The organism is Flavobacterium sp. Arc3, assembly GCF_041431375.1.
Classification (GTDB): Bacteria; Bacteroidota; Bacteroidia; order Flavobacteriales; family Flavobacteriaceae; genus Flavobacterium.
Map to the genome: position 1 here is coordinate 115,144 of NZ_JASMRI010000014.1, position 12,409 is coordinate 127,552.

Below are 12,409 nucleotides of genomic sequence, written 5' to 3' on the forward strand. Positions count from 1 at the left end.
ACGGTCTTTTAGAAAGTTTTGGAATTTGGAACTTCAATTTTGGTTGTTTCTATTAATCAAGTTTCCCGTCAAAATAAGACATCCATTTTCCTTGTACCTTCATAACCTGCTCGATAACATCACGAGCAGCTCCTTTACCACCATTTATATGTGAAATGTAAGTACAAATTGTTTTTATTTCTGGAGTAGCGTCCTGCGGGCATGTTGGTAAACCTACTAATTTCATCACATGATAATCAGGAATGTCATCTCCCATATATAAAACTTGCTCTGGATTTATATTATACAATTCAGTATATTCTTTAAACGTTTCTACTTTGTCTGGTGTACCCAAATGGATATCTGTAACTCCCAGATTGCGCAATCGTACGCGAACTCCTTCATTACTTCCACCCGAAATAACACAAACATTATAGCCGCTTTCTACAGCCGCTTTCATGGCATAGCCGTCACGGATATTCATTGTTCTAAGAATTTCTCCTTCAGTGGTTACAAATACTGAGCTGTCTGTAAGTACGCCATCAACATCAAAAATAAAAGTGGTGATGTCATTCATTAATTCCTTATAATTTTTTGCCATGATCTTGTATAGATTGTGTTATGATTTTATAAATGGTTGTTTGATTTTCGTCAGATAAAAATAATTGATGTGCTTCAATTGTCTTTAAATCATTTCGTTTTGCCGGCCCAGTCTGAGCATCTTTAGGCGAAATGGTCATTATTTTTTGTGCTGTTTCCAGAATTAAAGGTTTTAAAATATCGAAAGGAACTTGATTCTCCAGACAAATTTCATTTCCAATGGTGTATAAATGATTCGTAAAGTTATTTACGAAAACTGCCGCTACGTGTAATGCCTTGCGTTGTTCAGAGTTGATAGCAAATACTTTATTAGAAATTACTTTTGCTACCTTCTCCAATAATCGAAAATCAGTTGAGTTCTCACTTTCTAAGCAAATAGGGATTGCCTTGAAATCTACTGCCTTGTTTTTAGTAAAAGTTTGGAGCGGGTAGAAGACCCCTCTTCGGTTGTTGTCGTTTATAACATCTAAACCTACGCTACCAGAGGTGTGCACCACCAATCGGTTTTTAAAAGCTAATTGTGCAGCAACAGCTCCAATGGCATCATCTGAGACCGCAATGATGTATAGATCGGCCTCTAATAAATTAGCTATATCTGTTGTGATGAGACTAGCGTCTAATACGTTTGCCAGTGTGTTCGCTTTTCTAGAAAACACTTGAACTAATTCAATTTCATCTCCTGTATTCTTGGAGTTTTGAAAAGCAGCAATTAAATGTTGTGCTACATTTCCCGAGCCTATAATAATAACTTTAACCATGTGACAAAATTAGGAAAAAAAATGAAGTAGTATGGTAAATAAAGGCAGAGAAGATTTTAAGCATAAAGTCTTGTAATGCATTATGAAAGGGCATATAAATGTGCGTAGTTTTAAAACGGCAAAGAAAATAGTGGGTGTTTAACTGTAAGTTGTATTGTACTATGAAGGTTTTTTTAGTGAAGAAAATGCTACGCTAGCGTTGGGTGTAAATCAGCGTATTCTTTTAAAAGTGGAGCGGTTCGGGTCAACAAAGGCTTCATTATTTCGTCCGTTCGTAATTGCTCGGGTGTTGACTTTGCAAGCCCAAAGAATCCTTAGCTGTTAGAGACCGTTTATATACAGCCTTTATTAAATTCCTCCCAATCAAATTCAATATTTTTAGGGTATTTTATCTTTAATTCAGATTCTATTTTACTTTGCATTTCCTCAAATTCAAACCCGTATATTTTATTAAAGTTGTTATAGCCTTCTACCCAAAGTTTAGATAATTTTTCAAAGCCGTAATTATCAATTAAATATTTGACAAGAAAAGCACTTTGTGTATACGTAATCATATCGTTAGCAGAATAAAAATCATTCGCTATTGTATTCATAGGAATCAGTTTTTCACTCTGAATAAAGTATTTATATATTTCTTCCAAACTATATTTACTACAAGTTCCACCTGCATATGTTGCTAAACCTTCGTTCATCCAATGTGAACTTTCTGCTGTATCTCCCCATTTATCCATACTTATCATATGCATCATTTCATGTTTAATTGGAGAATTTTCATTTTTATGTATCATAAATACGATATCTCTTTCAAAAACAGCTAAACCTTGTGCGCCATATCCTGAGTACTTAAGCATTTCTTTTCTTGAAGCCAAAAATTCTATTTCAATAACTTTTTTATACTCTTTTTCATTGATTAATTCCAAGTCTTCTTTTATGGATTTTTGGGATAGTGCTATATCAGATTTTCTCTCTTTAATTGGAACGTTAGAATCGAAAAAATAAGTTATATTTTCAATAGTTTTGTGTTCTCTAATAACCTTTTTCCATTCTCTATTTTGTCCATTTATATTGTAAGAGAGGATTAAAATTAGTGATATAGAAAATATTTTTTTCATTTATTTTAGTATTTGATTTACCGTCCTTTTGTTTATTGTCTTCGGATAAATAGTTGCTTACTTGTATACTATTACCATAAAACTACTCCATTACAACCAAAAAGGTTGGCTTTATACCATAAAGTAACTTTTTGTCATTTTGCTAATCTATAAAAAAAATAGTACAAATATGTTTAATTGTAAAAACAAGATGTTACTTTTAGTCGGTTTTGCGTGAGGGGTAGAAGCTGGCTACCGCAGTAGCGCGGATGACCCGACAGCTTCCCGAAAAAGGGCGTATGGAGACAAAGTATAATAGCCCTTTTTTTGGGACGGTGGCACGCCCAGATAATTCGGTATCTTAATTTATTTATTTCAACAATTCGGGATTGCTGAGGATCAATTCTATTTTCTTTATGATTACAGTAATTTGATTCATTTGTGTTTCTATATTTCTAAAAAACAGACTAATATCTCTGTTAACCCAGCTTTCAGAAATAACTCTTGCGCCCAAACTAATTCTTAAAACAGCACTTTCAATATCAGTGGTATATTTTACATTAACGGCTTGTCCTATATGGCACTTTTGGGCAGCAAGCCTAATAATTTCTAGTGGAGAATCTTCAAACTGATCAGATATATCTGAATTTAGTAATGTATAGAGCTTTTTTACATTATCAACCGATAAGACTTTATTGTCTTTAAGGATAAAGAAAGGGAAAATGGTACGGATATTTCTTATTCCGAATTCTTGACTATTATAACTATTCGCTTTTGTTTCATCACCATAAATGGGTTCTAAAAAAGTGGCTTCTTTTATTGAATCGTCAATAAAATTACAGAACATCTCAATACCCATATTCCTATATAAAACGGGTGTTTTATAGTATCGGTCCATTTCAACTATGGCAGCGTTCCAGCGCATATAAGAACCATAGTTATATCCATCAGATAACTCATTTGAACAAGACCAAGAAGTTGGCCAATCAGAATGATTATAATACTGGGTTAAACCTTTTGGCAACTTATTTTTTGCAGAATGAATTGACTTACTAACATTTTCTGGTAGAAGTAATGCCCCTGAGTAAGGAGGCCCAGTAAAGTATTTACTTCCTGTCACAGTAACAATATATCCTTTATTTAAATAATTTTGTATGTCTTTAGGGTCTAATCTAAGTTGAGAACCGTCTACAATGATCTGCATTGATAGGGCATCGATTGTATTCAATTTTTGAATTAATGCGTCAGTAGGCGATTGATATCCCAATTTCGATTGATCCATAGTATGCAGTACTACGTGTCTGCCCAATTCATTGGTTTTAGAAATAGCATTATAGACCTCCTCGTCTAATTGACTGGATGATTTTAACGCACCATTTTCATCTCTGAAAGTAATTTTAATCAAATCAACATCTCTAAATCCTTCAATTTTATCACCTTTCTTAATAGGGTAATTTAAAGCGGTTGTGTTTTCAAAATGACATCCTTTTAATGCCGCAGGTATACCGCTGCCAGTTTCATCAGAAGCTACTAAAATATGCGTAATGTCTTTTTCTGACATAATTTGAGTTATAGCTGCTATTTGAAGTGAAGAATCAGTTCCTGAGGGCGAAAAAATTATTTCACATTCCTCATTTAATTTAAATATTTTTCTGAGGTTATTTTTTAGTAGTTCAGAAAACTCGGTAGTCGTGTTTTTAAAACCATTTGTAAGACTGTTTCTAATTAAAATACTTCTAACTTTATCTGTTTTATCAAACGCAAAATTAGAGACACTTGTTCCTGTAGATGAGGCAAAAGTAAAGGCATCTGGTCTAGGAAATGGTCGGCAACCATATTTATTTAATAAATCAATTTCGTCAATATTCAATCTAAGATCACCACCTGACATTAATAAATACTCTGTTGGTTTTGCTAGATTTTCAACAATTGGCTTCCATGATTCTTTAAATACTTTGTTAGTAGTATTCAAGCCATGAAAAGGTTGAAGTTTTTCATATTTTAATAATGATTCTGTATTTAAAACATTATTATTTTTAATCAAATCAATTAACAAATAATCAAGATTTTCTAATTTTTCTTTATCATTTTTAGGTAACAATTGGTAAAATATACGAGTCACTTCAAGCGCTGCGATATCACATAAAACAGTATCCTGTTTTTCATTATTCAAAGCTTTATACCAAAGTTGCCATTCAATACCATATCTTAAATAAACTAAAGCTAAAACAGGTTTACTCAATAATATCGAACCAATTATAATCGATTTGTTTGGTACAATTTTAAATATATTAGGCTCAGTAGTAGAGGTAATAATATTTATGTTGTTTATTTTGGGTACTGTATTAAATCTTTTTAAGACGCGAACTAGATAATTCACATTTTCTTTTTCAAATATACTGCTTCTTTTATATTGATTTTCAATAAGTATATTATTTGTCATAGGTGTTTTAATTTATAACGTTCATCAGAATGAAGTTCTTTACTAGGAATGTTTTCGTGATCATTTGAACCTCCAAATATAGTGTTTGTTCTAATATTAAACTTTGCAAAGAACGGCTTTATATTAAATTAGAGAAGTTCAACTTAAGATATCCGCCGTTTTTATATGAATAGTATTGTTTTTAATTTCTACAAGTTAAAATGTAAAATACTGATAATCAATATTTGTATTTAGTTTTTTTAGTAAACAGGACATTTTCTTTAAGACTCATTAAAGGTTTTAACATTAAATGGTAGTTATTTATTTTATGAAAGTAATATCGCATTGTTTTGTGTAAAAATATTACTAAAGCACTTACTTCCTTCTGTAAAGTGGTCAATAACTTTACGATACTTTACAAATGGCAGGTTATTGGATGACGAGAGTAAAACAAAAAAAGTCGTTGTGTAAAACATCGTAATTTTTCTATTGTACGACTTTATAAAAACAGGATCGTAAATAGCCCTAAATCTAAAAACCATACATCATTGTTAGTTGATTTTACGTGAGGGATAGAAGCTGACTACCGCAGTTGTCTCTCCTGAAGCGTCTGGACTGATAGTTTTCCGAAAAAGAGCGTATCTAGACAAAGTGGAGTAGCCCTATTTTAGGGATTTTAAACCCTTAATTTTGGATTAAATTAACAACTGTGGGAAGATAGAAGTCAACAATTTTAAGTACTTTTGTCGCACTTTTATAAAAACGTAATTCCTTACAAATGGATAAAAAAATATTTTCATTTTTGTTTTCTACACGATTAATGGCACTTCTTTTCCTCTCTTTCGCAATAGCAATGGGAGTAGGAACTTTCATCGAAAGTAAATACAACACGGATACAGCTCGCATTTTAATTTATAATTCTTGGTGGTTTGAAGCGATAATGGTTTTTTTTATGATCAATTTCATAGGGAATATTAAGCGTTACCAACTATTAAAAAAGGAAAAATGGGCTACTTTATTACTTCATTTGTCATTTATTTTTATTCTTTTGGGCGCATTTGTAACTCGTTATATTAGTTATGAAGGGATGATGCCAATACGTGAAGGCGCTGCTGAAAATCAGTTTTATTCAGACAAAACATTCCTAACCGTTTTTATCGATGGGGAATACAAAGGGGAAATGAAACGTAGGGTTTTTGAAAAGCCATTATTACTTTCGCCGGTTACTAATAACAATTTTTCAATCTCTGATAAGTTTGCAGACACTTCATTTGAAGTAGAATATGAAAATTTTATCATGGGTGCTAAGGAATATGTAAAAGCCGATCCTAGCGGAGTTTTATATTTCAAGCTTGTGGAAGCAGGGGATGGCGGACGTGAAGAACATTTTCTAAAAGAAGGAGAAGTTCAAAATATTCACAATGTTTTATTTGCTTTAAATAAACCGACTGAGGGTGCGATTAACATCAATACGAGTGGGAAAGAATATACAATACAAACACCATTTGAAGGGAACTTCATGAGAATGGCCGATAAATTAGAAGGTGCGGTTACTAAAGATATTGTGCAGCCTTTAATGATGCGTTCATTATATAGTATAGGAGAAAAAAGATTTGTTTTTCCAGATCCTGCTGTAAAAGGCGTAATTGCTTATGAGTCTAGTAATGATTTTAAGGCAAAAAATCATACCGATGCTTTGGTACTAAAAGTAAAAGCAGAGGGACAGGAAAAAGAAGTGACTGTTGTGGGTTCTAAGGGTAGAGTAGGAGATTTTCAAACGGTAAAAATTGGAAATTTAGATTATACTTTTTTCTACGGTAGTAAAGCTTACGTTTTGCCTTTCAAGATAAAACTGAATGATTTTATCGCTACAAAATACCCAGGAACAGAAAAAAGTTACTCTTCTTTTGAAAGTAAAGTGACAGTTCAGGATTCTACAGAGGTATTTGATGCTAGGATTTTTATGAATAATGTTTTGGATTACAAAGGATATCGTTTCTTTCAATCTTCATTTGATCCAGATGAAAAGGGAACAGTCTTATCTGTAAATCACGATTTTTGGGGAACAGCGATTACGTACGCCGGTTATTTTATGTTATTTTTTGCAATGATGTCTATTATGTTTACAAAACACTCTCGCTTTGCTGATTTGAAACGAAAATTAGATGTGGTTAAAAATAAAAAATCAAAATTGATTACTATTTTAGTTTTAATGATAAGTATGAGCGGTTTTGCTCAGACGCACAATCACGAGCATGATGAGAATGGGGACCATGCTGATCACATTGAAAATGGGAATCACACCAGAGTTGCACCTACTGAAAAACAGTTGGATTCCTTACTGAACAAGTTCAAAGTTAAAGAAGAGCATGCTGCAAAATTTGGAAGACTTATTATTCAGGATGCAGGAGGAAGAATGAAACCAATCAATACCTTCTCATCTGAATTATTGAGGAAAGTGAGTCATGCTAATGAGTACAAAGGGATGAATTCTGATCAGGTATTTTTATCCATGTCTCAATATGCACAATTCTGGATTGAAATTCCATTAATTTATCTAAGAAGCGGAAATGATAGTATTCGAAAATTAATAGGAGTAGACGTAAAAGCGGAAACGGCTCCATTTATTGCGTTTTTTGATGAAAAAGGGAATTATAAATTATCACCTTATTTAGACGACGCTTATAAAGCAGCTAATCCGAATCAGTTTGAAAAAGACTTTATTGAAACAGATAAGAAAGTAAACTTAATGGAATCAGCGTTAAGTGGAAGAATTTTAAAGATTTTTCCAATTCCTAATGACGCTAATAATAAATGGGTTTCATCTTTAGAATTAGGTGAAGCAGGATTAAAAGGAATGGATTCTACCTATACAAAAAGTGTTTTGCCGTTGTATTTTGGATCATTAAATAATGCTTCTCAAACTGGGGATTATAAAAACGCCGATGATTTAGTAGAAAGTATCAATGGTTTCCAAAAGAAATTCGGAGCCAAAGTAAGACCTAGTGAAGACAAAATTTCAATGGAGATTTTGTACAACAAGTATGATTTACTTCAAAAATTACCTTTCGCTTACGTTTTTGCATCTATTTTGATGTTGATTTTTACTATTGTGCAAATTTTTAAAGAAACGAAATTATTGCGTGTTTTAGTAAATTCGATGCATGTATTAATTGCGGTATTGTTTGCGTTACATACATTTACATTAATAGCACGTTGGTATATATCTGGACATGCCCCATGGAGTAATGCGTATGAAGCCATTGTTTATGTGGCTTGGGCAACGATGTTTTTCGGTTTAGCGTTTGATATCAAATCGAAGTTAACTGTAGCTTCGGCTGCGTTTGTAACGGCTATGATTTTATCTGCGGCTTATATGAATTGGATTGACCCTGAGATTGCTAATTTACAACCGGTTCTAAATTCGTATTGGTTAATGATCCACGTTGCTGTCATTGTAGCGAGTTATGGACCGTTTGCATTGGGAATGATTTTAGGTTTTGTTTCTTTATTGTTGATCTTTTTTACCAATGAAAAAAATAAGGCCAAAATGGATTTGAATATTCAAGAGATTACTTATATCAATGAAATGGCATTGACGATAGGACTTATTATGTTAACCATTGGGAATTTCCTTGGAGGGCAATGGGCTAATGAAAGTTGGGGACGTTACTGGGGATGGGATCCAAAAGAAACTTGGGCATTGATTAGTATTATGGTCTATGCATTTGTGATTCACGCTCGATTTGTTCCTGCTTTAAGAGGAAAGTGGATTTTTAATCTAATGAGTATGTTTGCTTTTGTGTCTATTTTGTTCACTTATTATGGTGTAAATTTCCACTTGGTAGGATTACACTCGTATGCCAGTGGAGAAGCACATTCATTAAGTTGGATATGGTATTCTTTAGGAACAATATCTTTTATAGGTGCTATTACGTATCCAAAATATAAAAAGTATTATAAGAAATAAGAGTAATTAGTTTATTTCAAAAAATAGTAAAGGTTCAACTGAAAAGTTGGGCCTTTTTTTATTCTTTTAAGCTGTCTATATATTCTTTTGGTGATTGTCCACTAACATATTTAAAACTGGTGAAGAATGGATTGTAAGACGCAAATCCAACTTCTTTTGACAGAGACTCTAATGTATTTGCTTCTAAGTAACCAGATTGAATAAGATCGATAGAATGACGTATTCTAACCGTTTTTTTATAATCTGAAAAAGGAATTTTAGAATGATATTTAAAGATGTAATTTAGATGACTAGTTGGAATTTTTATTTTTTTTGCAAGATCAGATATTGAAAATTTAAAGTCTCTAAATGATTCAGGATTTAAGGCTTTTTGTTCTATTTTACTTATATATTCATGTATGTTTATGTCAATCTGAGGTTTTAGTATACTATCCTGAATATTATTTGATTCTTTTTTAGAATCTATATTCCAAATGTTATCTAGCTCTAATTTGTATGTTTGCTCTTTTTTTAGGATATCATTTAGCACATCATAACCATATAGAATTTCAGGAGAAATTAAGGCTTTAAGGAATAGGAACATCCAGAAAAGGCTTGATATCCAAATAAGCTTTTCGTCAGAAACCGTATTTTCATCAAAGAATTTCAAATAAATTGATATTAAAACCCGTATGATACTTAATGTAGATAAAGTTAGTAGATAAAAAGTCCAATTTTTAATTAATCTATTTTGTTTATTTAGAACGCTACGTTTATTTTTTTTTAACCAAAACTCTTTAACCAGCATAATATAGCCTAAGTACCAATACGTAAAAGCGTATATGGAGAAAAGTGCAATTAAATTTAATTTCCAATTTATTGAAAGGAAATTACCAGTAGTATTGATTGTTACAATTATTAAAAAGTATATAATCGGTATAATAAAATGTTTGAAATCTTGGAGTGCAAAATATTTTCTTTCCAAGATCAAGTTTTTAAAATACAAATATATGCATGGAATTAGTATTATAAAAAAACGGTTGTAATTGATAATTAAATCATTTAAATTTTTAAAATGAATTGAACAATTTAGTCCATGTATTATGTAACGGATAGAAACGAGAGTGAAAATGATAATTAAATAGATATTAATCATTTTATTCGTTTTATATTTTGTCAAAACAAGTAAGACGGTTAAAAATCCTAATAAACCAATTATTATTAGAAGAAAGTGTAGAAACATAAAAAAGATGATTTTTGTGCAATATATAGAAAAATATGTAAGGTGATCGTATTTGATTAGATTATACTACATAAATAGATCATTAAAATCAGTAAGTTCTACAACTTGAATTTTTCCCTTTTAAGCAGCTTAGTAGAATTGTTAATTTTAATGGTTAGGCTAAAATAGAGATGTTTTTTTATAAAAAAAAAAGAATATAAATTAAAAATATTAAAAAAATGATGACTATGTAAATATTAGTTTAGTTAGTGCTATCAATTTAATTTAACCGGGACTTTTTGAAGTTAGTCTTTCAAAAAACACGGTTTATTGTTTTAGTATCGCATTTTGATTCGATAAAATAGTTACTAAAAACCTAAAAACAGTTACTTATTTATTACATAAAGTATGATAAATCAGAAAAGTAAAGATCATATTTTTTAATTTATCGATAAAAGAATATATTTACCCGACGAAGTGCACGAAATGGGTACTTTATTTGTTAAATAAATAATTATATGAAGTATTTACTTTTATTTTTTAGTATCACTTTTCATGGTCAAGTATTACATCACCATATGCTTTCTTCTCAAGGAATGTCAACAAAAACCCCTAATGGTTTAATAATTAGTCAAACTATAGGTCAGCAAAGTTTAACGGGTACTTCCAGTACTAATTTTGTTATGTTGCAGGGTTTTCAACAAAGTGTTTGGGGTAAATATATTGCTTCTAATAAAAAGGAGGAAATCGATGGTCTCAAGACGATAACCTATCCTAATCCATTTACTGAATTTGTCAATTTTCAATTTTCGCAACCTGTCACAGAGACTATATCTATTTATGTCTTTGATATAGTGGGACGTTTGATATTCCAACAAAATAAAAAATCAGTCGACAATATTCTGACTATTGATTTGGCTTTATTACCAAATTCAGAATACTTAGTACAGTTAAAAACGACCAATCTTACTTATTACACTAAAATTATTAAACAATGATGAAAAACTACCTACTATATTTTTATTTTAATTGCATCCTGTCAATTATTTTCACAGGAAATTTATTTGAATACGGGAAAGAATTTTACAAAGTATGATTATAAAAATTCTTTTGGACAATCAAATCCTAATCTTCAAAGTGGATCAGGTAATTTTTATGAGATTGGTTTAATTAAACCATTAATAAAAGAGCATTTTCTTTATTCTTTTGGACTTTCTCTAAATGAATATAATGCAGTAGGGGGGAATGTTGCTAATGCTTATAGTTGGGATACTAAATATTTAGGTATAAAAGGAGGATTAGCGTATTCTTTTTTTCCTATGGGTGATGATCCAGATCATAATCTAGATTTTTTAGTACACGCAGGAATTTTAGGGGAATCTATAATTTATGGAAAACAAAAAATTGACGGTATTAATTATGATTTAGTGCACCAGAAAGAGTTTTCAGGAATAGTATTAGAAGCTTCTATCGGCTTTCAGGTCAAGTATCGAGTTCCTTCTTTTGGTTTTTTAAGTATTGGCTATAACTTTGGTCAAACTACAAATATTTCCAAATCTACAGAAGAAAAATTATCCTTTATCACTCATCAATTGCAATTGGGTGTTCATTTTCCAATTAATTAAATCAAATTATGAAAAAAATAATTCTACTTATTTTCCTTTTTTTATGTGCCAAAAATTTTGCGCAAACAAATGGGATAACGTACCAAGCTGTAATTTTAAAGCCAACTGGAGAACAATTACCAGGAGTAAATAATTCAAATGCTTTTTTAGTTAGTAAAGATATTTGCATGGTTTTTAAATTCATTGACGAATATTCAAATGTAGAATATCAAGAAGTTATTCAAACTAAAACGGATGAATATGGAATGGTCAATTTGGTAATTGGAACTGGAAGACAAACTGCTGGATATGCAGACTCATTTAAATCTATAGTTTGGAATTCTTTAAATAAAAATTTAGTTGTAGGAATTAATACAGAAGGTAATTGTTCTAGCTACACTGAGATTAGCAATCAGCCTTTTAGTTATGTTCCGTTGGCTTTTTCGGCTTTAAATGCAGAAAATGTTACGGGTGTTGTAGCAATTGAAAATGGAGGTACAAATGCAATAACAGTTTTGGGAGCAAAAATTAACTTAGGTTTAGATAATGTAAATAATACATCAGATGTTAATAAACCGGTTAGCATAGCTACACAAGCTGAACTAAATTTAAAAGAAAATTTAGCAAATAAGAGTATCAATGTTACTACAGATGGCGCATCGGACACAAAATATGCAAGTGTAAAATCGATAAAAACTTATGTTGACGCTAGCTCAAGTACTAGTTCAACCGCATTAGGGACAGAAGTTTTAAGAGCAATAACAGCTGAAACAGCTAATGCAAA

The 12,409-nt window shown here is 31.1% G+C and carries 9 protein-coding genes; 4 read left to right on the top strand and 5 right to left on the bottom strand.

What is annotated here, in order from left to right:
• Window positions 1-52: 52 nt before the first annotated feature.
• From QO200_RS11925 to QO200_RS11940, 4 genes are all read right to left on the bottom strand, one after another.
• A complete protein-coding gene (locus tag QO200_RS11925) occupies window positions 53-580 on the bottom strand; it encodes a KdsC family phosphatase (protein ID WP_371540424.1) in 528 nt (175 codons plus the stop codon).
• Entirely contained in the window at window positions 564-1,337 is a 774-nt protein-coding gene (locus tag QO200_RS11930; RefSeq protein WP_371540425.1) for a Rossmann-like and DUF2520 domain-containing protein, read from the bottom strand. The genes QO200_RS11925 and QO200_RS11930 overlap by 17 nt, the downstream gene beginning before the upstream one ends.
• A 332-nt stretch (window positions 1,338-1,669) precedes the next feature.
• A complete protein-coding gene (locus QO200_RS11935) occupies window positions 1,670-2,449 on the bottom strand; it encodes a peptidase MA family metallohydrolase (RefSeq protein ID WP_371540428.1) in 780 nt (259 codons plus the stop codon).
• Between the two features lie 349 nt (window positions 2,450-2,798).
• The gene (locus QO200_RS11940; RefSeq protein ID WP_371540432.1) at window positions 2,799-4,871 is read right to left on the bottom strand and encodes a hypothetical protein; all 2,073 of its coding nucleotides are present in this window, start codon (window positions 4,869-4,871) and stop codon (window positions 2,799-2,801) included.
• A gap of 757 nt (window positions 4,872-5,628) precedes the next feature.
• Here QO200_RS11940 and ccsA point away from each other — a divergent pair.
• A complete protein-coding gene (ccsA, locus tag QO200_RS11945; protein WP_371540434.1) occupies window positions 5,629-8,820 on the top strand; it encodes a cytochrome c biogenesis protein CcsA in 3,192 nt (1,063 codons plus the stop codon).
• Window positions 8,821-8,878: 58 nt separating this feature from the next.
• On the opposite strand, the gene QO200_RS11950 is transcribed toward ccsA, so the two are convergent.
• Window positions 8,879-9,784: a helix-turn-helix domain-containing protein gene (locus QO200_RS11950; protein ID WP_371540437.1), complete on the bottom strand. Its 906-nt coding sequence runs from the start codon at window positions 9,782-9,784 to the stop codon at window positions 8,879-8,881.
• Between the two features lie 755 nt (window positions 9,785-10,539).
• Here QO200_RS11950 and QO200_RS11955 point away from each other — a divergent pair.
• The 3 genes from QO200_RS11955 to QO200_RS11965 form a co-directional block, all read left to right on the top strand.
• A complete protein-coding gene (locus tag QO200_RS11955; RefSeq protein WP_371540440.1) occupies window positions 10,540-11,019 on the top strand; it encodes a T9SS type A sorting domain-containing protein in 480 nt (159 codons plus the stop codon).
• Window positions 11,020-11,085: 66 nt separating this feature from the next.
• On the top strand, window positions 11,086-11,646 hold the full coding sequence (locus tag QO200_RS11960; RefSeq protein ID WP_371540443.1) for a hypothetical protein: 561 nt from the start codon (window positions 11,086-11,088) through the stop codon (window positions 11,644-11,646).
• Window positions 11,647-11,654: 8 nt separating this feature from the next.
• Window positions 11,655-12,409 (top strand): hypothetical protein (locus tag QO200_RS11965; RefSeq protein ID WP_371540445.1); only part of this gene is annotated, 755 nt, incomplete at its 3' end.

What these genes read in the sequence shown, in the direction of transcription:
- QO200_RS11940 (WP_371540432.1), bottom strand. Translation starts at nt 4,871, where the DNA reads ATGACAAATAATATACTTATTGAAAATCAATATAAAAGAAGCAGTATA.
- ccsA (WP_371540434.1), top strand. Translation starts at nt 5,629, where the DNA reads ATGGATAAAAAAATATTTTCATTTTTGTTTTCTACACGATTAATGGCA.
- QO200_RS11935 (WP_371540428.1), bottom strand. Translation starts at nt 2,449, where the DNA reads ATGAAAAAAATATTTTCTATATCACTAATTTTAATCCTCTCTTACAAT.
- QO200_RS11925 (WP_371540424.1), bottom strand. Translation starts at nt 580, where the DNA reads ATGGCAAAAAATTATAAGGAATTAATGAATGACATCACCACTTTTATT.
- QO200_RS11955 (WP_371540440.1), top strand. Translation starts at nt 10,540, where the DNA reads ATGAAGTATTTACTTTTATTTTTTAGTATCACTTTTCATGGTCAAGTA.
- QO200_RS11930 (WP_371540425.1), bottom strand. Translation starts at nt 1,337, where the DNA reads ATGGTTAAAGTTATTATTATAGGCTCGGGAAATGTAGCACAACATTTA.